Origin of the sequence: Kribbella sp. NPDC051620 (assembly GCF_044453825.1) — a bacterium.
Taxonomy (GTDB): domain Bacteria; phylum Actinomycetota; class Actinomycetes; order Propionibacteriales; family Kribbellaceae; genus Kribbella.
The window spans coordinates 35,002-57,962 of the sequence record NZ_JBITDB010000001.1 but is presented as its reverse complement, the minus strand read 5'-3'; the positions used below and the strand labels follow the sequence as shown (position 1 = coordinate 57,962).

Annotated in this window: 13 protein-coding genes; 1 reads left to right on the top strand and 12 read right to left on the bottom strand. The window is 67.7% G+C overall.

The features are described from left to right. Window positions 1-44 precede the first annotated feature (44 nt). From ACIA12_RS00200 to ACIA12_RS00170, 7 genes are read right to left on the bottom strand one after another with little or no spacing between them, the layout of a single operon-like run. Window positions 45-815, bottom strand: coding sequence for an SDR family NAD(P)-dependent oxidoreductase (locus ACIA12_RS00200; RefSeq protein ID WP_396364554.1), 771 nt, complete (start codon window positions 813-815; stop codon window positions 45-47). Between the two features lie 33 nt (window positions 816-848). Further along, window positions 849-2,360, bottom strand: coding sequence for an aldehyde dehydrogenase family protein (locus tag ACIA12_RS00195; protein ID WP_396364553.1), 1,512 nt, complete (start codon window positions 2,358-2,360; stop codon window positions 849-851). Next, the gene (locus ACIA12_RS00190) at window positions 2,357-3,190 is read right to left on the bottom strand and encodes an ATP-binding cassette domain-containing protein (protein WP_396364552.1); all 834 of its coding nucleotides are present in this window, start codon (window positions 3,188-3,190) and stop codon (window positions 2,357-2,359) included. Before ACIA12_RS00190 ends, ACIA12_RS00195 begins: the two co-directional genes overlap by 4 nt. Then, the gene (locus ACIA12_RS00185) at window positions 3,183-4,178 is read right to left on the bottom strand and encodes an ABC transporter ATP-binding protein (protein ID WP_396364551.1); all 996 of its coding nucleotides are present in this window, start codon (window positions 4,176-4,178) and stop codon (window positions 3,183-3,185) included. Before ACIA12_RS00185 ends, ACIA12_RS00190 begins: the two co-directional genes overlap by 8 nt. Next, window positions 4,175-4,993: an ABC transporter permease gene (locus ACIA12_RS00180; protein WP_396364550.1), complete on the bottom strand. Its 819-nt coding sequence runs from the start codon at window positions 4,991-4,993 to the stop codon at window positions 4,175-4,177. The genes ACIA12_RS00185 and ACIA12_RS00180 overlap by 4 nt, the downstream gene beginning before the upstream one ends. After that, entirely contained in the window at window positions 4,990-5,937 is a 948-nt protein-coding gene (locus tag ACIA12_RS00175; RefSeq protein ID WP_396364549.1) for an ABC transporter permease, read from the bottom strand. Before ACIA12_RS00175 ends, ACIA12_RS00180 begins: the two co-directional genes overlap by 4 nt. A gap of 7 nt (window positions 5,938-5,944) precedes the next feature. Further along, complete coding sequence (locus ACIA12_RS00170) at window positions 5,945-7,453, bottom strand: ABC transporter substrate-binding protein (RefSeq protein ID WP_396364548.1); 1,509 nt, start codon at window positions 7,451-7,453, stop codon at window positions 5,945-5,947. 170 nt (window positions 7,454-7,623) lie between these two features. Here ACIA12_RS00170 and ACIA12_RS00165 point away from each other — a divergent pair, with 170 nt between their 5' ends. After that, on the top strand, window positions 7,624-8,373 hold the full coding sequence (locus ACIA12_RS00165) for a FadR/GntR family transcriptional regulator (RefSeq protein ID WP_396364547.1): 750 nt from the start codon (window positions 7,624-7,626) through the stop codon (window positions 8,371-8,373). On the opposite strand, the gene ACIA12_RS00160 is transcribed toward ACIA12_RS00165, so the two are convergent. The 5 genes from ACIA12_RS00160 to ACIA12_RS00140 all read right to left on the bottom strand — a co-directional run bounded on the left by ACIA12_RS00160 (window position 8,374) and on the right by ACIA12_RS00140 (window position 22,923). After that, window positions 8,374-9,378 (bottom strand): type IV toxin-antitoxin system AbiEi family antitoxin domain-containing protein, encoded by a 1,005-nt coding sequence (locus ACIA12_RS00160; protein ID WP_396364546.1) that lies wholly within the window; start codon window positions 9,376-9,378, stop codon window positions 8,374-8,376. 159 nt (window positions 9,379-9,537) lie between these two features. Next, window positions 9,538-10,038, bottom strand: coding sequence for a hypothetical protein (locus ACIA12_RS00155; protein ID WP_396364545.1), 501 nt, complete (start codon window positions 10,036-10,038; stop codon window positions 9,538-9,540). Between the two features lie 92 nt (window positions 10,039-10,130). After that, a complete protein-coding gene (locus tag ACIA12_RS00150; protein WP_396364544.1) occupies window positions 10,131-10,556 on the bottom strand; it encodes a hypothetical protein in 426 nt (141 codons plus the stop codon). Beyond that, on the bottom strand, window positions 10,553-16,210 hold the full coding sequence (locus ACIA12_RS00145; protein WP_396364543.1) for an RHS repeat-associated core domain-containing protein: 5,658 nt from the start codon (window positions 16,208-16,210) through the stop codon (window positions 10,553-10,555). Before ACIA12_RS00145 ends, ACIA12_RS00150 begins: the two co-directional genes overlap by 4 nt. Window positions 16,211-16,236: 26 nt before the next feature. Further along, window positions 16,237-22,923 carry a LamG domain-containing protein gene (locus ACIA12_RS00140; RefSeq protein WP_396364542.1) on the bottom strand — a complete coding sequence of 2,229 codons (6,687 nt, stop codon included), beginning with the start codon at window positions 22,921-22,923 and terminating at the stop codon, window positions 16,237-16,239. Window positions 22,924-22,961: the final 38 nt, after the last annotated feature.

The following is a 22,961-nucleotide window of genomic DNA, read 5'->3' as shown; positions in this document are numbered from 1 at the left end:
TCGGCAGGCGGGGTGGTCGGTGGGTGGGTGGTCAGGGGGCGGGGTTAGTTGGGTGGGTTGAAGCGGCCGTCTATTGCGGTCCAGCCGCCGTCTACGTGGAGGACGCTGCCGGTGACGAAGGAGGAGGCGTCGGAGGCTAGGTAGATGACGGCGCCGGCCAGTTCGTCGGGGGTGGCCCACCGGCCAAGGGCTGACTTTTGGGCGTAGGCGTCGTACCAGGCTTGGTTGGCTTTGATCTGGGCTGTGAGTGGGGTTTCGACTACGCCGGGGGCGATGGCGTTGACGCGTACGCCGCTGGGGCCGAGTTCGGCGGCGGCGGTGCGGAGCAGTTGGACCAGGCCGGCTTTGGTTGCGGCGTACACCGACTGGCCCGGTTCGACCGTGGTCGCGCGGATGGAGCTGAAGCCCATGATGCTGCCGCGGCCGCGCGCCGCCATCGGGCCGCCGAAGGCGCGGATCAGGTCGAAGGATGCGCGCAGGTTGAGCGCGACGACCCGGTCGAACTCCTCGCCGGTGTAGTCGAGGATGCGCTTGCGGACGTTGGTGGCGGCGGTGAAGACGAGGATGTCTACTTCGCCGAGGTCCTGGGCGGCTTTCATGACTGCTTGCTCGTCGAGAACATCCAGCCGGTACGCCGTAAGCCCGCTGCCGAGTGCTGTTGTCTCCGAGGCGGCGGTCAGGTCGCGGTCGGCGGCTGTTACGCGTGCTCCTTGGGCGGCGAGGGCGATGGCGGATTCGCGGCCGATGCCGCTGCCGGCGCCCACGACGACCGCGTGCTTGCCGTCCAGCCGGAACAAGTTCGCGTAGTCGGTCATCGGGGAACCTCCTCAGAGTTTCGCGCTCAGGGCTTACGGCTTTGGGGGTGAGGGTTTGGGGCGGATGATCGCCATCCGGGTGGTGGTGAGTTCCTCGATGGCGAAGCGGGGGCCTTCGCGGCCGGTACCGGAGTCCTTGACTCCGCCGTACGGCATCACGTCGGAGCGGAAGCCGGGGACCTCGTTGACCACCACTCCCCCGACGTCGAGCTGATCGATCGCGGCGAAGGCGGTCTCGAGCGAGCTGGTGAAAACGCTGGCGTGCAGGCCGTAGCGCGACGCGTTGACGGTGTCGAAGGCGGTGGCGATGTCAGGCACGGAGCGGATGGCGATGACCGGACCGAAGATCTCCTCGTCCCAGACCAGCTGTCCGTGCGGAAGATCAAGCAGAACGGTCGGCTGGATGATCGCGCCGCCAGAGGCGGCGGCCGGTGCCACGGGGGCGGGCGCGGCGGAGGTGGGCGTGGGGGGCGCCTCGAGTTGGGGGTGGACGAGGGTGGCGCCAGCCGTGATGGCGTCGGCTATCCAGGTGCGGACTCGGGTGGTGGAGGGGGTGTCGATTAGGGCTGAGACTCGGGTGGCTGAGTCGCGGGGGTCGCCTACTACGACCTGATCCAGGCGCGAGGTGAGTTCGGCGAGGAAGGCGGCTCGGACGGACTCGACGACGATGACTCGCTGGACGCTGATGCAGGCTTGGCCGGAGGCGTAGTAGCCGCCTCGTACTACCGCATCGGCGGCCGCGCCCAAGTCCGCGTCTGCTGCCACGACGAGGGCTGAATTGGAGCCCAGTTCGAGCAGTACCTTGGTCGGCGCGGCGTCTCGGGCAATCTGATGGCCCACCGAAGCTGAGCCGGTGAAGGAGACTGCGCCGATTCGCCGATCGGTGGTGAGGGTCGCGCCTACCTCCACACCGCCGGTCACTAGCTGCACAGCCGAAGCGGGCGCGCCGGCGGCGACCAGCACCTCTCGTACCAGGTGAACCAGCCACAAAGTGGCGAGCGGGGTTTGAGGTGCGGGCTTGATGATGACCGGGCAGCCGGCGGCAAGCGCGGGAGCGAGCTTGTGGGAGGCGAGCAAGAGTGGGTAGTTGAAGCCGGTGATGCCGACGACGACGCCGATCGGTTTGCGGACCCAGAAGCCTTGCAGGCCGTCGCCGCTCGGGAGCAGGTCGAGCGGGACGGTTTCGCCGTGGAGGCGGGCTACCTCTTCGGCTGACGTCTCCAGGGTGAGCAGGGTTCGCTCGACCTCGACCCGGCAGTCGACAACCGGTTTGCCTGTCTCCAGTACGAGGAGGTCGACGAAGGCGTCGCGCTGAGAGGCAAGGGCGGAGAGCGCTCCCTGCAACACCTTGCGCCTGACGTGGGAGGGCAGACGGCCTACTTCAGCGCGGACAGAGAGCGCGTTCTCGAGGGCTTGACGGGCCAGGTCCACGGTACCGACCGGGGCCCGAGCCACCAGCGTTCCGTCGTACGGGAAATGCACGGGGGCGGTGGACGGCGCGGGGATCCAGCCGGAGCCGATCGGCAGACCTTCGGGAAAGTTCATTCCGCGGCTCCTTTCAGGAGGTCTGAAGTGGTGGCGCCGGCCAGGGCTCGCGGGAGGGTCGGGATCGCGGAGACGAGGCGGCGGGTGTACGGGTGCGTGGGCGTTGCGTAGACCTGGCCGGTGGGGCCGGTCTCGACGATCTCGCCGGCGTGCATGACCGCTACCCGATCGCAGACGTGTTTCACCACCGACAGGTCATGGGAGACGAAGACGAGGGTGAGGTTGAGTTCGTCGACGAGGTCCGAGATGAGATTCAGTACCTGGGCGCGGACCGACACGTCCAGGGCGCTGACGGGTTCGTCGGCGACGAGGATGCGTGGGCGGGGGGCCAGGGCGCGGGCGATCGAGATGCGTTGGCGTTGTCCGCCGGAGAACTGGTGCGGGTAGCGGTCGCCGGCGTCCGCTGACAGGCCGACTGCTTCCAGCAACGAGCGAACGCGCTCTCCCGATGCTGGATGGCCTTGTACTACGAGGGGTTCGGCGATGATGTCGCGGACTCGCATGCGCGGGTCGAGGGAGCTCATCGGGTCTTGGAAGACCAGCTGGAGGCTCGACCGGAGAAACTTGAGCCGACGCTCCGGGAGCCTGGTGATATCGGTGCCCTCGACAACCACTTGGCCGGACGTGGCGCGGTCGAGGGCGGCGATGATGCGGAGCAATGTGGACTTGCCGCAGCCGGACTCGCCCACTATGCCGAACCGTTCGCCGGGTTGTACTTCGAGGCTGACGCCACGAAGCGCGTGGACGGTCGGGGTTGCCTTGAGCAACGAGGTGCGGGCACGAGGGTAGTCACGCACGACATCGACCACACGGATAGCAGGTTCAGGCATGGGCACGCTCCAAGGACGGAGCGGGGTGATGGCAGGCGAAGCCGTGTGCGTCGGTACCGGTCCACGGCGGAACCTCGGCGCAGGTGTCGGTGGCAAAGGCGCAGCGGGTTCGGAAGACGCAGCCGGACGGGAACTGGCCGGCCGCCGGGACGTTGCCGGGGATGGTCGGCAAGCGGGCTTCGGCGGATTCCAGGTCGGACGCCGCCAGCAAGCCTTGGGTGTAGCGGTGGCGTGGGTTGGTGAAGACTTCGGCCACTGGGCCGGACTCGACGACTCGGCCGCCGTACATGACCAGGACTCGTTGGCAGACGGTGGCGACGACGGCCAGGTCGTGGGTGATGAACAGCAGAGCAGAGGAGCGGGCGGCGACGCCCTTCATGATCAGGTCCAGGATCATCGCTTGGACCGTGACGTCGAGAGCGGTGGTGGGCTCGTCGCAGATCAGCAGCGCGGGGTCGTTGGCCAGGGCAAGCGCTACGACTACTCGTTGCCGTTGGCCACCGGACAGCTGATGAGGGTACGAGCGGAAGGTACCGGGCAGGCCGACGCGGTCCAGGAGTTCGGTGGCAGCCAGGCGGCCGGCTCGACGACCGGAGACGGTGTGATGGATGAGCATCGCCTCGGCGACCTGATCGCCCACCCGCATGGTCGGGTTGAGCGCGGTCATCGGTTCCTGGAAGACCATTGCCAATGAGCTGCCCCGTACGCGCGACATCTGCCGCTCGTCGGCACCCAGCAGGTCGTGCGAGACGCCTGCCAACCGTACCGATCCAGCAGCGTGCACGTCCTCCGGCAGCAATCCGATGATGCTCAAGGCCGTCAGTGACTTGCCCGACCCCGACTCGCCGATCAGCCCGACCCGCTCCCCCGGCCCGACCGTCAGATCCACCTCGGCGACCAGCGTCGTGTCCCGTACCGTCACGGTCAGTCCCCGCACCGAAAGCACGTCGGCCCGAGCCTCATCGCGCAGTACATCCCCGGAAGTCATCGCCGGTCCTCCAGCTTCGGATCGAACCGGTCTCGCAGCCCGTCCCCGAGCAGGTTGAACCCCAGTACGGCCAGAGCGATCGCCACCCCCGGGAACACCGCCAGCCGCGGCGCGCTGAACAAGAACTCCTGGCTCTCCTGCAACATCCGCCCCCACGAAGGAGTCGGCGGCGGCGTCCCATACCCAAGGAACGACAGCGCAGCCTCAGCGAGTACTGCGATCGCAAACGACACCGAAGCCTGCACGGTGATCAGGCTCGTCACGTTAGGCAACACGTGCCGCAGAGCCACCGGAAACGGCCGCCGCCCAGCAGCCCGAGCCGCCAGCACGTACTCCGTCCGCATCACCTGCAACGCCCCACTCCGGATGACGCGGGCGAACGAAGGCACCGTAGCGATGCCGATGGCAATCATCGCTGTCAACGTACTGGCCCCGAAGACCGCCCCGAACATGATCGCCAGCAACAACGCCGGAAACGCCAGCAACAAGTCGTTCCCCCGCATCACCACTTCCGACACCCACCGCGGACTCATCGCAGCAAACACACCGACCGGTACGCCGATGACGGCCGCGACCCCAACCGCGACCAACCCGACAAACAGCGTCGTCCGCGACCCGACCATCAGCTGGCTCAGCACATCCCGCCCGAACTTGTCCGTCCCGAACCAATGCGCCCAAGACGGCGAGGCCAGCCGCCCCGACGGGTCGACCAGCGTCGCGTCGTACGGAGTCCACGCAAAGGACAGCAAGGCGATGACCGCGATCAGTCCGACGATCACCAGGCCGACCACGAGACTCGGGTTCCACCGTCTCATCGCGCCACCCGCAACCGGGGATCCAACGCGACGTACAGGAGATCGACGAGGAAGTTGACCACCAGGACGGCGACGACGAGCACCATCACCACGTCCTGGACGAGCAGCAGGTCGCGATTGGACACCCCGTCGAGCAGCAGGCTGCCGACCCCCGGAATGACGAAGACCCGTTCCACCACGACCGCCCCGATCAGCAACGTCGCCAACTGCAACCCGAGCACCGTCACCACCGGCACAGCCGCATTGCGCAACCCATGCCGCCACAAAGCAGGAAACGGCCGCAAGCCCTTCGCCCGCGCCGTCCTCAGATAGTCCTCACGCAAGACATCGAGCACAGCGCTGCGCACATACCGAGTCAGCACAGCACCCTGTACCAGCCCGAGCGACAGCGCCGGCAGGATCAGCTGCTTGAGAAACATCCCCGGATCGGAAGCCGGCGGCGTCCACCCGTTGGCGGGCAGCCAGCCGAGCTTCACCGCGAACACCATGATCAGCAGGATCCCCGCGAGAAACGCCGGGATCGCGACTCCCAGTTGAGAGAGAGCAGAGAGCGCCAACCCAGAGAGCCGGCGGTGGCGGGCAGCCATCACCGTTCCCGCCGGAGCGGCGAGCACCAGCGCGATCACCATGCTGACCACGACCAGCCAGAGCGTCACCTGGAAGCGGTCGGCGATTTGTGGGCCGATGGCAACCTTCGACACGTACGACGTGCCGAAGTCGCCATGCAGGAGCCCACCGAGCCAGTCGAAGTACTGAGTCGCCAAAGAACGGTCCAGCCCGAACTGCTGACGCAATGCAGCGACGGCCTCGTCCGAAGCGTTGACGCCCAGAGCGACCCGGGCCGGGTCGCCCGGGAGTACCGCCATGAAGCCGAAGACGAGCACCGAGGCGACCGCGAGGCTGAGCACCAGCACCGCGGCGCGCTCGGCCAGGCGGAGGATCATCGGGGCATCAGGATCGGGCGAGCCGGGTCAGGTCGAAGGACTCGGTGATCGCGTTGGTGGGCAGGCCAATCAGGTTCTTGTCGGCGACCATCAGGTTCGGCAGCAGGAACAGCCAGTCGGCCGCCGCCTGCTCGGAGATCCGTCGCGCTGCCTTCTTCATGTTGTCGACCTGCGCGGCGTCGTCGCCGGAGTCCGCCGCGGCCAGCAGCGAGACCAGCGTCGGGTCGTCGTACCGGGTGTAGTACTTCGCGTTGAAGACGGCACCCAGGTCGCGCGGCTCGACGTGCGCGATGATCGACATGTCGTAGTCGGCGTTCTTGAACACCGTGGTCAGCCAGGCCGCCGGGAACTCGAGCTGGTCGATCGTCACCTTCAGCCCGACCTGCTCCAGCTGACTCTTCACCACCTGGCCGCAAGACGTTGCATAAGGCAACGTGGGCAGCCGGAGGCGAAGCGTGGTGCCTGCGACTGGCTTCAGAGCGGCGGTCGCCTTCGCCTTGTCGTACGGCGCGACGCCGGTCAGGTCCTCGTACCACGGGTCGGTCGGCGGGACCATGCTGCCGATCAGCTTGCCGCGACCCGCGAAACACGTGTCCAGCAAGGCCTTGTGGTCGATCGCCTGCCGGATCGCCTGCCGGACCCGGACGTCCTTGAAGACCGGCCGCGAGTTGTTGAACGACAACACGACCTCGCCGTTGGTCGTCCCCTCGATCACCTGGTACTTGCTGTTGCTGGTGAACTGGGTGAGGGCCTCGGGCGCCTGCACCGTGCTGATCAGGTTGATCGTCCCGGTGAGCAGCGCGTTGTTGAGCGCCGTCGGGTCCTTGAAGTACTTCAGCGTGACCTGGTTGAAGAACGGCTTGGCACCCCAGTACGCGTCGTTGCGCTGCAGCACGATCGAGTCGCCGCGCTTCCAGCTGCCGAACTTGTACGGTCCGGTGCCGATCGGTTCGCTGGCCAGCTTCGCGACGCCGGTCTGGGAGAACATCGCGCCGACCCTGGTCGTCATCCGGAACAGCCAGCCGTTGCTCGGGGCGGACAGCGTCACCTGCAACTGCGTCGGCGACACCGCCTTGACCGAGGACACAACATCCATCACCGACTTCAGCGACGTGGTCCACGCCGTCTTCACCCGGTTGATGCTGAACACCGCGTCGGCCGCGGTGAAGGCAGCGCCGTTGGTGAACTTGGCGTTGTCGACGAGCTCGAAGGTGTAGGTCTTGCGGTCCGGTGAGACGGTCCACGACTTGGCCAGGTCCGGCACGATCTTGCCGGCTTCGTCCTGCTTGACGAGTCCGTTGTAGACGTTGCCGAGCAGCGCCTGCGGAATCGCCGCGCCGTCCGTGGTGGTGAAGTCGAGGCTGGCCGGCTCGGCGACCAGGCCGACCGTGAGCGACTGGTCCCCGCCAGGCGACGAGCCTGCGGAAGTACCGGAGCCCGCGGAGCAGGCCGCGGCTGAGGCGGCCAGCAGGGCGGCGCCGAGCAGCGCGATCGCCCGGGTGGAATACGACTTCACGCGAACTCCTCTGACCGTCATGCGCGCATTTTGCCTGGCCACGGGGTGACGGGCGTCGGCGGATCGCCGGTGAGCAGCGGACCCGTAACTGGTCAGACCAGTGGACTAGGTATGAATAGGCCACTAGGTTTGTCGCTACCGAACCGACTGTCAAGCGATCGAGGTGACCGATGCCGAATTTCCAGCCGGTGCAGACGGTCCGCGCGTACCAGCGCATCGTCGAGCAGATCGAGGACGCGCTGGCCGACGGCTCACTCGCGCCCGGTCAGCGGCTGCCCAGCGAGCGCGAGCTCGTCAGCCAGTTCGCCGTCAGCCGGTCGACCGTGCGCGAGGCGCTCCGGGTGCTGGAGAGCAACGGCGTCGTCCGCTCCCGGCCGGGCGACCCGAACGGCCCGGAGATCCTGCCGTTCTCGCAGGGCCCGCTGCGCAAGCAGATGACCCGGCTGGCCCGGGTCGACGAGTTGACGCTGAGCGAGCTGATCGCCTTCCGGATGATCATGGACGGCGCGGCGATCCAGCTCGCCTCCCGGCTGCGCACCGACGAGCAACTCGTCGAGATGGAGCAGACCCTGGTCGCGATGCGGGCAGCGATCGACGTCGACTTCGCCGCGTTCAGCGAGGCCGACGTCGCCTTCCACGAGGCAGTCGCGCGGGTCAGCCGCAACTCCCTGCTCCAGACCTGCAACGAGGTCGTACGCGGCGTAGTACTGAGCCTGATCTCGGACAAGATCGCCCATGCCACCAACAGCCGCGCCCTGATGCTCGAATCCCTCCGCCACCACACCGAGGTAGTCGAAGCCATCCGCCACGGCAACGGCCATGCCGCCGCCCGCCTGACCCGCCAAAACCTCTACGCCTACTACGCCACCTACGTCCCAGTCCCCGACCGAGACCCCCTCCGAGCTCTGATCGACGACTGACTAGCGCCTTGTTCGGCGGCTGACGCCCTGCAGGTTGCCAGCGGCCGAAGAAACACTGTTCGACCGCCTTCGGGACCGGTCGCGCGCCTGCGCCACGCGGACCGTGAAGGCGGCGGGGGCGGAGAGGTCCGACCAGGTGGCTCGGACGACCTCGTAGCCGAGATCGCGGAGGGCATCTTCGCGAGCCTTCTCCAGTACCAACGGCGCCGAACCCTTGCCGGCGTACTTCAGCGCACCGTCGAACTCCACGATCACTGCCCACTCCTCGAACAGAAAGTCGACTCGTCCCACCAGGCGACCTGACAGGTCTCGGATTTCGGCCTGCAGGCGGGGCTTCGGCAGTCCCAGGTCTGCCATCAACACCCGAAGGCGAGACTCACCCGCGGATTCGGAGCGTCCGTCACCGAACGGCACCGCTCGGGTCGCGGTGCCGATGCCCGTCCGACCGCCGAAGAGGCGGAGCGCCTCCGACAATTGAGCAGAGGTCGCGAGTTTTCGTCGCAGAGCTTCGTCGACGACCGAGACAGCCACCGGGTACGACGTACCGCGGATCGCCTCGACGACCGACCGCGGAGCCGGTGTCAGCCAGACCCCCTCGACCTCGACCGGATCCAGGACCGGCGGCCGCGGCGCGTGCTGGCCCATCCATTTGGTCGAGCGGCCGAGCCTCGCGAGATTGGTGAGGTGTACGCGGCTCAGGTCGAGATCCCCGATCTGGACACCATGCACCAAGAGAGCTGACTGATGACTCAGAACTGCCCTGCCGTCAGCCTGATGGTAAGCAGCTTTCGCAGTACGAACATGCCGCCAGATCCTTTGATCCCAGGGCGCCAGCAAGTCGTAGTCACCACCGGCCTCCGCGTACACCCCGCGGAACAGCCTGACCCAGCGGCCGTCCTTGATCCGCAGGTGGATGTCGTCGTCCGAGTACCCGGCCGCCAGCACATCCGCGCGATCGAACCAGCCACCACGCCTCGCCGCAACCGTCGCAAGTTTCAAGTTCATGCCCCAAAACATGCACCCAAACCCCGCGCCGCCACCCCCAAACCTCCACCCCTGTGGACAACCTGGCCTGCTGACGCCCACCCCACGCTGGGCGAACGCTGTTTCTTCGGTGGCTGGCGGCCTGTAGAACGTCAGCCGCCGAAGAACCCGTCAGCGGCTTCAGTCGGCGTGTTCCAGGACGCGGATTCGGGGGACTTTCAGTTCTTTGCGGGCGTTGGTGGGCCAGTCGGAGCAGAGGAAGCGGGCGACTGTTTCGGGCCAGGCGACTACTACCACCTCTTGGCTGTTGGTGGACTTGACGAGGGTTTTCAGGGCCAGCAGGATCTCGCCGTGGGTGATGGAGACGTTGACCCGGCAGTTGTTGTGAGCCCGGAGTCTTCGAGAGCTGTGTTCGATCACCGAGGCCAGGTCGAACTGGGGATCGGCCAGGGCGGTTGCGGTCGTGGTGCGGCCTGGACTGGTACCAGCGGACAGGCCAGCGACGTCCGCGAAGCTGGAGCCCAGCAACGCCATCGGACCGCCGAGGCCCTCAGTGGGGTGACTGGAGACGAGGACGTGATAGTCCACCGTCTCCTCGAGCCTTGCATGCAGGGCGGCGACCCTTCGTGCGTCGCCCTCGCTCATCTCACGTTCGATGAGCACCACCACGTCGTACGTCATTCGTGGCTCCCTTCGCCACTTCCTTTGTAACCCCGTACGCCAGGATCCGCAGGCACGATCGCCGGATTGGCGACAGAAAAGTCACACAACTCTCATACGGACCAGTCCTGGCCGAGCCGCCGACGGGTGTCCTGGACGAGCCTCATGAAGTCCGGATCGAGCGCGGTCAGTGCCGGCCCGAAACCGTCCAGCTCCAGCATCCGGACGATGTTGCGGTCGATCGTCTCCCAGCGCCAGTCCCCGTCCGCCTCACGCACCAGTCGCGCCAGCACTCCCAGACAGCGCCGGACGACCTCCGACGACCCGGAAGCCCCAGACATCGACGGCCGCAGCAGCTCCAGGTAGAGCGCATCGGCGACCTCGGCGTACCCGGGCGGCGTCAGCTCCCGGCCGTACCGGATGGCGTCCTCCACTTCCTTCGCCAGCAAGCCGGCGAGGAGCGGACGCGCCTCCGGTACAGCCAGCCAGAGCGGGTCGGCCAAGGGGCCGAGGCTCAGTGGCATCCGGGCGTCGGTCAAGCCACCCCTCCGACCTGCGGATTCAGGTACTGGTCGCAGATACCGGCCATGTCGAACACACAGAACCCTTCCATCATCTGCTGCTTCGGGCTCGCCCCGGGCGTCGGGCCCCTGAAGATGTCGATGGCTATCGGTACCACGGACAGGAAGCCCATTCCCCGCAGGAACCCTCTGGTCGTCGCGCCCTTGTTCTTGTAGACCGGATTCCGGCCGACCGGATTCTCCGGCTTGTAGTACTGAGCGTCGGTGACCTTGGTGTAGGCCATCTTCTCGGAGGCCTTCTTCAACGGCTGCTCGAACTGGTCCTTGCGCCCCGGCTGCGAGTTCGTCGTCCTGGTCACGACGCCGCGGCTGTCGGGCTGGTTCAGCGCGCCCCACAGCTCCTTGGCCTCGTCGATCGCGATCTTGCGTTCTTCCCCGCTCAGCACCGAGCCGCCCTTGCCACGGGCGATGTCGTCCTCGTCGATCAGGTCGACCAGGCCGGCGAAGTCCTGCGCGACCGACACGTCGTGGTAGATGCCGTGCGTCGCCCGGCCGGTGAGCAGCTCGTTGCGCAACGCGTCCGCGCTCTTGCCGCTGCCGATCCAGTTCTTGTCGGTCACCTCGGCGTAGATGTGGTTGAGGTGGTTCTGCAGCTTCTGGTTGGTGACACTGGGCTTCTGCGCCTTCGGCTTCTGCTGGATGTCGGGGACCTGGATGACAGTGGCCGGCGTCGGCGGAGGCGGCGGCGGTCCCGCGTGACCGCAGATGCAGAAGCTGCGACCACTCGGATCCGAGTAGGTGACCGGGTTGTTGTTGGCGTACGCGTACCCCTGCATCTGCTGGGGATCGGCCAGATCCATCACCGGGTCGACCGTGATGAACCGCCCGGTCGACGCCTCGTACTCCCGAGCGCCCAGATGGGTCAGGTCGGCATCTTCCGTACCACCGACGAAACCCTTGCTCCCCGGGAAGTCGACCTCGCTCCCCCGCGTCTCACCGAACGGCGTCTGCCAGCGCCGGACGACTGCCTGCGAGTCGGCGCCGATCGCGATCGTCCCGGTGCCCTGGTGGTCGGAAGCCGTCCAGGTCAGGCCGGTCCCCGTGCGGACGGCGATCGATTCGCCGGCGTGGCCGTAGTACCTGGTTGCGCGCAGTTGTCCGGTCGACTCGTCGAGCCGCAACTCCTCGCCGTTCAGGTAGAGCGTGCGTGCTCCGGGGTCGCGGCGGATCAGCCGGTTGCCGTCCGGGTCGTACAGGAAGGTGCTGCTCTTGCCTGCCTGGGTTGCCTTGGCCAGGTGGCCCTCGACGTCCCACTCGAGCGTCTGGCTGCTACCAGCGACCTTCCGCGCGACAGTGTTGCCGGCGACGTCGTACCCGTAGTCATCAACCCGATTGACGCCCGGGCCAGTGGTGGTGACGGCGTCCAGTCCATGCGGCCGATCACCACCGGCGGCCGGGTAGGCGTACGTCTGGGTGGTGTCACCCGTTGCAGCGTGGGAGGTCTTGGTCTTGCGGTTGCCGATCGCGTCGTAGCTGAACGACTGCCAGTACGGCGCCGGCCCGGCGAGCGCAGCCGTCCCAGGGTCGCTGCTGCAGCCACTTCCAGGGGTCCAAGCCTCAGTGAGTCGCCGGAGGTAGTCGTACCGGAAGCACTGCACGTCGGCCGGCTTGTCCATCGCGGTGTCCGAGATGGAGGTGATGTTGCCCGCCGGGTCACGCTCGTAGTTCACATCGGCCTGCATCGGCTGAGTGACCTCGGCGTCGACGATGGTGCGGTTGAGCCGGCGGCTGCTGTCGTCGTAGTAGTTCGACAGCCAGGCCCGCTTGGTCCCTTCTCCCAGCTGCATCCGCTGCAGTTCGCCGTACCGGGTGTACTCGGTGTTCTGCGCGTACTCGACCGTCGAGCCGCCCATCCCGCCGTACGTGCGCAGCGGATGACCGAGGTCGTCGTACGTGTGGTTCAGCGTCTCCGCGGGCAGATCACCAGCAGCCGGGTACGTCGAACTCGCCAGCGACCCATCAGCGTTGTACTTGCTCGTACTGGCATAGGACCCGGCCAGCAACCCCTCGGCCTCCGGGATCGTTATCGTGGTCGTCGAGGGCTGATCCAGCGCGGTGTAGGCATCGACGGAGACGGAGTACGCCTGCCCGTTGTCGTACCGCGTCGCCGTCGCGAGCTGCCCCTTGCCATACAGCGCCGTGTCATAGGTCCACCGAGACAGCACCGTGCCGTCCGCGCTCCCCGACCGGACCGCCAGCCGGCGACCGAGCAGGTCGTAGCTGGTGAACAACTTGTTGCCCTTGGCATCAGTCAGCTGGGTGAGCTGACCGGCCGCGTCGTAGACCATCGTCGACGCGCCCTTGTCCGGGTCGTCCGTCCAGACCTGGTTGCCCTGCAGGTCGTACTTGTACCGCCACGTGTTGCCGGCCGAGTCCTGGACCGTGCTGAGCTTGCCCGTCCGCGTGTAGCCGTACTTCGTCGTGTCGTAGGTGTCGGCCGTCTTGTGCTGCCGGAACTCGACCGTCTGCCCACGGGCGTCGAAGATCGAGGTGGTCGGGGTGTCCCCCTGCGGCGGCGTCACGCTGACGCCATCGCCCTCGTACTTCGTCGTGGTCCGCCACTTCTCCTGCACACCAGCCTGGTAGATCCGGGCCACCGTGCGACCGGCTCCGTCGTACTCCGTGACCGAGAGCCCGGGCACATCCGCGTCACTCGACGTCCACAGGTCCGCGTCGACCGCACCGTCGTTGTAGTAAGGCTGGGTCTGCTTCCAGATCCGCCCCTGCGAGTCGTACCGGGTGTCCGTGATCAGGCGACCACCACCCACCGCCGGAGCCTGGGTCTGCCGCAGGCGCAGCAGCCCGTCGTAGAGCTGGTTGGTGCTGACGAAGCGGCCGTTCGGGCCGAGCGTCGTCTCGGTGACGACGGTGGGCGCGTCGTTGCGGTACTGGTAGCTGTAGGTCTGGCTGGCCGGGAGGTTCGAGCGCGGCCGGTTCGCCGGCCAAATCGCGGTCACCCGGCCGAGCGCGTCCACACTCGTCTCCGTCTTGCGCTGGTTCGCGTTCACCGTGGCCACGCCCAGGCCCCAGGCGGGGTCCAGCGTGGTCGTCGTCGCGAATCCGGCCGGGTCGGTGGTCACCGTCTTGGTCGTCGGGCCGCCGGTCGCCGGGGTGTAGACGGTCGTGGTCACCCGATCGAGGGCGTCGGACTTCGCCGTCTGCCGGCCGTACACGTCGTACTTGGTTGTCGTAGTCGTGTACGACGCCGGTCCGGTGGCCGGCCGGTCCACGAGCCGCTCGACCTTGGTCGCATTTCCAACCGTCGGTACTGCGCCACGCGCGTGGTCGTCATAGCTGGTGTAGACGTCGGAGACGGCGTTGTCCGGGAACACCGGCGTCTTGTCGCAGGCGACCGAGACCGTCTCGGCCCGCGACGGCAGGTCCATCAGCCAGAGGTCGCGGTTGCGGACGTACGTCGTACGGACGCACTTGTCGTCGTCGGCCTTGGTGACGTCGCCCAGGTCGTTGACCTCGATCGGGACCCCGAGCTCGTCGTACTTCGTCTCCGTCCTGGTCGTCAGCCAGCCGCGGTCGTGGTCGAGCGCCGTCATCGTGCGGGACGACGCCGAGTCGACGATGTACGCCTTGAAGTCGCCCCGGATGGCCGTCGGACCCTGCCAGGCCGGCTCGTTGATCGTCTTGCTGACCACTTGGCCGGTGTCGCCGAGGTAGCTGATCGTCTCGAGCAGGAAGCCCTGCAGCCAGTCCTCGTCGTGGTGCGCGCCGTTCTCGGAGTCCTTGACGTCCACAGCGCGAGTGCCGCCGGCAAGGTGGTCGCCGTTCATGCCGCGGTAGAACCGCTGCTCGGTGACGACCTGCGGTCCGGACGGGTCGTCGGCCGTGCCCTTGCGGATCTTGACCCGACCGAAGCCGCGGAACTCGTTCCAGGTCTTCTTGTCGGCCGGTACGAACTCCGAGTCGTCGTAATGCCAGGCAGCGCCGTCGAGGTACTCGTAGCTGGTGATCTGCATCGGGTTGGAGCTGATCCGGTCCGACTCGGTCACCGACGCCACGACGTACTTGTTGAAGTAGTCGGTCCGCTCGGCGTGGTTCTTCTTCGTCCACCGGACCGGGAAGCACCGCAGGGTGTTCGTCTCCGCGTTGGTGGGCGGCGCCAGGCAGTCCGGTGCCGCGTAGTTGATCGAGGTGACGCCGCCGGTCTCGGAGACGATGCCGGTGATCCGGTAGCGGATGATCGGAGCGAGGTCGTCGGCCTGGTAGACGCGGTTGGCCAGCTTCGCGCCCTCGAAGGTGACGGGCGGCAGCTCGACCGGGGTCGCGCCGGCGAGTCCGGTGTGCTTGATGGACTTCAGCCAGAGCGCCGCCTTGCCGCCGTCACCGGGGTCGGGGAACTGTTGGTCGAGGGTCCAGCGATCCACCTCACCCCACGACGATCCACGCCAGACAGACGTGGTGATCGTCGACAGCCGCTGGGTGGTCCAGAAGGTCGGCCAGTAGTGGTCCTTGCAGGTGGCAGTGTCGCAACGGTCCTCGAGCGCGACGTCCGGGAAGTTCTCCGGCTTGTCCAGCGTGCAGGTACTCCCCGGAACACACCGGTACGCCGTTGCGAAGTCGACCCGCCCGGTCGGCTGCGACGAGGCGGTGGCGTGCAGGCCGTACTCGATGTTCTTCAGCCAGCCGCCACGGATGTACTCGACGCCCGGGTCCTTGAGGTTCTGGCCGTACTTGTTGGTCTCAGTCTCGTAGTTGTAGAGCAGCACGTTGCCGTGCGGGTCGACGACCTTGTCGAGGTTCCAGCGCCAGGCCTGCTTGCAGGACGATGTGTCGAAGGTCGCCTGGTGGCAGGGCTCGTCGGTGTCGTCGCCGTAGACGGGGACCGTCCAGGTCGCCTTGGAGTCGGACCGGGAGCCGAAGTAGTACTGCGTCCCGTCGGTTCCGGTGATCCGCCAGTACTCGCCGTCGGCATCGTTGTTCGAAGCGCCGTTCAGCCGCTCGATCCGGGCGCCGTCGTCGCGCTTGTTGCGCCAGCCGTCCTTGCCCAGGATCAGGGTGCCGCCACCGCCGCCGTACGACGCGGTCGCGTTGTCCGAGCGCCAGCACAGGTCGGGGGTGTTCTGCCCCTTGGTACTGCCTTCCTTGTCGTCGGCGCAACCACCGTACGAACGCTCGACGAAGCCGGGGTCGAGCGACCAGCCGTCGCCGACCCAGGAGGCCTGGTTGTTGGTCGCGCTCGTCCGTCCGTCGACCGCCGACGAGGCGTAGCTCAGCGCGAGGTTCGGCTCCAGGCCGCCCGGCGCGGGCGGTACCCGCAACGGGTAGTTCCAGCTGAAGTCACCGGTCTGCGCAGCGACGTCCCAGGTTGCCGACGGAGCCAGCGGCGTCGCGCCCGACGTGCTGCCACCCTCCTTGGCGCTCCCCGCCGCGGGCTGATCGCCGTGCAACTGACGGCTGGTCGCTTCGTCCACCGGCCGCGGCGCCATCGACTGCTTGCCGGCCGGTACGGACGGGACATTGGTCAGCGGCACGGTCGGGCCGGTGGCTGCCGCGGCGATCGACGGACCGGCTGCCTGGGTCACCCCGACCGCCACCAGGATCGAGGCCATCGTCAGCGCGACCGATTTCTGGGCGCGCGACAGTCTGATACGGCGCATGTTTTTTCCTTCCGGCGGGACGCTGGTCAGGCGAAGATCGGGGCGGTGGCGGGCAGCGTGCTGAGGACGAAACCGAGTGGGCGTTCGAGGGTGAAGCCCTCACAGTTCTGCTGCAGCGAGACGAACTTCTCGCCGTTGATCGCGCACCGGTAGATCGGCTGGCTGGTCAGCCCGGCCGGTGCGGCCGGCCAGATGTTGCCGGTGGCACCCAACACGGTCTTGCCCTCGCAGTCGGCCTGGTCGGACAGGAAGTTGTCGACCCCGTCGCGGCAGGCCATCAGCGGTTGCGTTCCGGCAGTGGTTGCCTTGGCCAACCAACCCTGTGGACCCTCGTTGCGATAGCCCGGGTTGGCGTCGAACGTGGTGCTCAAGTGGTCGGAGGACGTCGGGCTGTTGTACCTGGCCAGCCGTCCGTAGGCGAGCGTGTAGCCAAGTACCTCGGTCTGCGTCCCGAGCCCCTCGCAATCCGACTGGAGCGAGTCGATGCCCGAGCTGCAGTGGTACAGAGGCAGCGTGGACAGGTTGGTCGGCTTGACCGTGTACACCCGGCCGAAGTCCAGCACCTTGGTGTTCTCCCCCGCCGCCACCGGCGCTCCGAGCGACCGCTCGAAGTGGTAGCCGGCCCGGACGGGAGCATCCGTGCTGCCGGTGTAGCGATCCCCGGCCGCGTTCAGGAACCGGGCGATCTGACCGCCCGGCGGCTGCGGATACACCGCCCGCAAGGCGATCTCGTCATCGGCGACGATTCCCTGCTCGGTCCGTACTTCGTCGATCAGGCCGGTGAAGTAGTCGCCCGGCGCTCCGTTGACCTTGGCCCGTCCGATCGTCAGACCACCCCAGGCGTTCTGCACGGTGACATCGTTCTTCGTACCGGCCAGCTCCCCGTTGACGTACAGCCTCAGCTGGTGTGCCGCGAAGTCATGCACGGCGACGAGGTGGGTCCATTGGTTCAGCACCGCCGGCTTCGCAGCCACCGCGTACTTCGATGCCGCCCCGTCCGCATCCTGATCCGGCGTACCGAAGACCCAGCGCGCCTGCCCCGGCCGGTACTGCAGGACGAACCCACTCATCCGGTCGCCGTCCTGAGCCACGACCGTGGCGACCTTGTCGGCCCGCGTCAGCTTGGCCCAGGCGGAGACGGTGTAGCTCTCCCGAGGCGGAGCGTTCCAGTACTGCGCGGTCGCAGCGCTCGCGCCGTCGAGTTGCAGCGCCTGCCCACCGACCTGGCCGACCGGGTAGGTAGCTATACCGCTGACCGTCGTGGGGTTGGCACGGAACGACCAGTCCCGGGCGGTGCCGTCGTCGAACCGCCAGAAGCCCATCATCGCGGCCTCCGGCGCATCGTGCACCTTGCGCATCTCCCCGTCCGACAAGGCCCGGTTGTACAGCTGGACCTCGTCGATGCCACGCGGGAAGTAGTCGACCGGTCCGCCGTTCCACTTGCCGCGCCCGATGGTCGTCGCCCCCGTCGAAGCAAGCGGCGTGACCCCGACCTGAGCCGCGGACAGCACTCCGTTGACGTACAGCTTGAGCTGCTTGAGCCCCGCGTCGTAGACGAGCCCCACCTGGGTCCACAGCCCGTTCGAGGTTTCCTGTGCCGACGTCAGCAGCAGGTTGGCGGGGTTGTCCTGGTCTGCCGACGGGACGATCACCGCCCACCGGTTGAACTGGCTGTTGTACTGCAGCAGGAAGCTGCTGACCCGGTTCCCGTCCTGGGCGACGATCGTCCGATTGCCCTGTCCAGGCAGGGTCAGGTAGACCCAGGCGGAGACGGAGAAGCTCTGCGCGGTGTTGAGCACCGGCGCCGCGGTCTCGGCGTACCCGCTGGTCCCGTCGAGCCAGCCGCTCGCGCCGGTACGACCGCCGGTCCAGCCGGTGCCGCCCTTCATGGTCGCCGTCTTTCCGTTGCCCGAGGCATCAGCGATGCTCGTACCAGTGCCTTCGTCGAACTTCCAGTACGCCGCCGGGTCCTTCGGCATGGCCGGCGTACCGCCGCCGACCAGCGGGTACGACGCGTACAACGTCTCGATCCGCGACTTGTCCAGCCCACCGGTGTAGACCCGGACGTCGTCGATCTGCCCCGGCCAGTACTCCGCGGCTGCGCCGTCCACCCGGCCGCGACCGAGTTGCAGTCCCCCGGTCGCCTTCCATGCCGTGTTGATGGTGCCGTCGCCCTGCCGGGTCGCGTTGACGTACAGCCAGATCTGCTGAGCCTTCGCGTCGTAGACGCCGACCAGATGCACCCAGCTGTTGAGATCGGACTGCACCGCCGAGACGGCCGCCTTCGTCACCGTACCGTCGGCCTCCGGCATCTCGAACGTCCAGGCGCCGAACAGGTTGTTGTCGACGTCCGTGACATGGCCGAGCCGGAACTTGTTGGTCGCGCCACCGTCGAGACTGACCGCGGTGAGCCGGCACTGGAACTCGGCGCCGGGATCGCAGATCTTGCGCAGCTTGACGAACGCCGAGACGGTGAAGCTCTTGGAGGTGTCGACGTCCACACCGGTCGTGGTGGCCGTGTCGTCCACTCCGTCGAAGTCGAGCGCGTTGCCCAGGTGCCCGACGACGTGGGTCGCTCCGGCCAGTGTTCCGCCGCGGGCGCCGACCGAGTCGGCCGCCGCAGTGCCGCTCGGCTCGTCCAGACGCCAGTTGTGCGCCAAGGTCAGGTCGCGACCGGCCATCGCGCGGATCTCGTCGGCGAACAGCACCCGGCTGTAGACGTTGACGTCGTCGATGGCACCCGGGAAGAAGTCGACCTTGTCCCCGTTGCCCCAGGTGGCGCGGCCGATCTGGATCGGTCCGGCCGCGTAGTCCCAGGTGTGCTTGTAGGCCTGCGTGCCGGTGAGCACGCCGTTGACGTAGATCGAGATCAGCCCGGCCGACGCGTCGTAGACGCCGGCCAGATGGGTCCACGCCCCCAACTGCGGGGCGGGTCCGGTAGCTCTGGTCTCGGTGCAGTTCCAGCTGGCGTCGCAACTGCGCATCGCGACCACCCACTTCTTGTCCCAGGCCAGGTGCAGGTTGAAGGCGCTGATCCGGCCTGCGTCCTGCGAGACCACCGCGGCACCGTGGGCGTCGGAGTCGAGCCGCACCCAGGCGGTGGCCGAGAAGCTCTGCTTCAGGTCGAGAGCCGCCGGCGCGGAGACGTGCGCGGTGGTGCCGTTCAGCTTCAGCGACAGATCGCTCGGCGCGGGGTTGGCCGTCTGGCCACCCGTCCAGGCGACGCCGTCGCCGAGGGTGCCGTTCAGCGCCGGGGTCCGGCCGGAGGTGTCGTTCGCGTTGCCGTCCAGCTTCCAGCTGCCGGCCGTGACGTTGCTCCGGGCAACGATGCCCTGGAGCTCGGACTCGGACAGCTCGCGGTTGTAGGCGCGCAGGTCGTCGATCGAACCCACCCAGGGACCGGCCTGCACGCCACCCCATTTACCGCGGCCGACGACGAGTGGTCCGGTCGCGTTGAAGCCGGCGTTCTGGGCGACGGAACCGGCCAGCTTGCCGTCGACGTACAGCTTGATCTGATGGGCCTGCGCGTCGTAGACACCGGCCACGTGGGTCCAGGCGTTCAGCTTCGCCGGCACGTTGGACAGGACCTGGGCATCGGCTGCGCGCGGAGTACCGGTGTCGGCCGAGGGGACGAGGAACTCCCACTTCCCGACGCCGTTCACGGTGCGATAGCTGAGGAAGAACGCGCTGTTCACGCTGCCCTCGGCCGATACGACCGACAGCGCCTGGCCCTCCGGCGGCGCCTGGGTCGCCCTCACCCAGGTACCGACCGTGTAGCTCTGATCGGTCCGCATGACCGGTCCGTTGGTCGCGGCGAAGCTGTTGATATCGCCGTCCAGCTGTACCGCGCCGCCCACGGCACCGCCACTCGTCGGGCCGGTCAGCGTCGCGTGACCGTTGAGCACCAGGTCGGAGCCGCCGTCCACATCGTTGCGGGCGGTGGTACCGGGCACGTCGTCGAACTTCCACTGGCCGGTACGGACGTTGTCCCGGCCGACCGAGGCGCGGACGTCGGCGTCGGTCAGCGCGCGGTCGAAGACCTGCACCTCGTCGATCGAGCCCTTGAACCAGTCGCCGAAGTTGCCGTTCCACTTGTCCCGGCCGATCGTCAGCGGACCGCTCGCGTGCCAGGCGTAGTTGGCCGGCACCGGCGCCTCACTGACCTTGGCGCCGTTCAGGTACAGCTTCACCTTGTTGTTCGGCTTGTCGTACACACCGGTGACCTGGGTCCAGACGCCGAGCTGGAGCGGCGGTCCCTGGGTCCACACCGCGTTCGGGTTGTCCTTGTCCTCGCTGGTCAGCTGGAAGGTCGTCTTCTCACCCTCCGCGCGGTAGTTCAGGTAGAACGAGCTGACCCGATCGCCTTCCTGGGTGGCGATCGCCGCCACCCCGTCGGTGACCGGCAGCGACTCCGGCTTGACCCAGGCGGACACCGAGAAGCCCTGGTCGGTCCGGATCGCGCTCGGCGCGGAGACCGAGTCGTCGAGCCCGTCCAGCCGGATCGCGTTGCCGAGCGCGCCGGTACCGTACGTCGGTCCGCCGGACAGCGTCCCGTCGTGGTCCCCGAGGAATGCCGTGTCGTCCGCGTTGCCGTCGAACGGGTACTGCGAGTACGCGCCGTTGCCCGCCCGGACGTAGATGTGGTGGGTCGTGACCGGGCTCTTGTTGCCGGCCCGGTCGACGCTCTGCACGAAGATGTCCTGCGGGCCATCGACGTCCGGGGTGAACGTCGCGGTCGCCGGTCCACCGAGGGCGCCGGTCGCATCGACCGGGTTGTTCGGCGGGTTGACCGTGCCCCACATGTAGTGGTCGACGTCTGCCGTGCCCGCGTCGGGCAGCGGCTGCGACGTGCGCTCGAAGGTCAGCGTGTCCGGTACGCCGACGCCGCCGTGCCAGCGGTTGTCCTGGCGATAGAGTCCGGCGCTCACCTTCGGACCCGAGGTCGGTGCTGTCTTGTCGACGATGAACGGGCCCGGACCGTGCACGAAAGCGCTGGATGCCAGGCGCTGCCCGTTGTCCTCGTTGGTGTCCCAGCCGCGGACGTACCACTCCATCGTCTTGCCGTCGGTCAGGTTGACCGTGGTGTCATGCGTCGCACCGTTGGCCTGCAGGCTCCCGTACCGCGTCTCGAGCGCGCCGTTCGTGTAGATGTCCCACTGCGGCAGCACGCTGTTGCCGTCCGGGTCGGACAGTCCGGCGATCAGCCGGATCGTGTTGCCGGCGAAGTACTGCTTGCCCGCGCACCACTTGCAGGGGCTCGGCAGCGCGGGGTCGGTACGGACCGAACCGGGCGTGTTCGGGGACGCGTTGAACCGGATCCGCAGCTTCGTGGAGGCCGGGTCGTACTTGCGCCAGAACGACGCGTCGCCCTCGTTGCCGGCCTGGATGTAGTACGTCGACAGACCACCGGGGTTGATCTGGTTCGTCGGCACCCCGAAGGAGAACGGCTTCCAGCCACCACAGCCGCCGTTGTCGTTCGCCCGCGGCGCGCTCGCCCCTGCGATCTCGGGACCCTGCGGCATGTTGTTCCAGGTCGTACCGCCGCCGACCGCGCCGCTGACGTGCAGCGTGTGCCAACTGTCGGTGCAGTTGCCGCTGTGCACCACGGCCGTGTCGAGCCAGACGCCCATGATCGCCTTGCCCTGCAGGATTCCGCCCGCACCGGTGTCGAACTGGAAGTACGAGCGGGCCGTGCCGATGCCGTTGCAGCCGGTGAAGTTGCACAGGCCGACCTGGGCCACCGTGTTGCCGCCCGGGCTGGTGTTCGGGAACGCGCTGCCCGCCTTGCCGGAGACCACCGAGGTCCAGAAGTTCTTGTCGTAGGTGGCCCAGTTGGGGTCGACCGTGATCGGGAACTTCGCCGTCGGGTCGCTCATCAGCAACTGGTCGGGGGTGAGGGTGAGCTTCTTGGTCGTGACCTCGACGGTGGCCAGCGACCGTTTCGTGCCCGCGTCCCACATCGCCGACGGCGGTGCGGTGAACGCGATCTGGCCTTTGGTGTCCTTGGCCTCCAACCCACCGGTCTTGGTGGTCCGCACGGTCAGACCGGTCGTTTTCAGGCCGAGCTCGACGCGGGTCAGCTTCTTGGCGGCTGTCGCGTTCTTGACGACGAGGTGCTGGGTGTAGCCGGAGGCTTCCGCGGTCATCACCAGGTCGACGCCCGGGAGGACCTCCTTGTACGTCGCGGTCGCGCCCGCGAGGTCTGGCGTCGGCAGGGTGGTCGGCCAGGTCAGGGCGAGTCGCTTGCCGTCCTTGCCGAACTCCACCAGCGGGGCCGTCTTGCCGCCACCGGAGAAGCTGACGTCCACGGTCGCGGCCTTGGGACCGACCGAGCCGTCGGTACGGCGTACCAGGTCGGTCTCGACGCCGACCCAGGAGTCGCCGCGCTTGACCCGCACGGGGACTGGGGAGAGCTCGAGGTTCATCGCGCCGGTCGGGTCCGCGAAGACGGTCTGCTTCTCGGTCCGGAGGTTGGTGACCTCGACCTTGGACCCCTGCCTGCGAGCGGCCGACCGGGCACCCTGCACGTCGGGTGCACCGGCGACCGCCTTCGCATGCTGTCCGCCGGGTCCGCCGGCGACCGTCTTTGGCCGCGGCGCCGTGGCGGCGTCGGCGGCCTGGACGGTTGGTGCCATCGGCAACAGCGCTGCCAGCATCGCCACGGTGATCGCTCCGGCGACGCGCTTGCCCAGATATCCCTGCAACGGACCCACGGCCCACCCCTCCAGTCACGGCGGGCTGTCACCCCGAC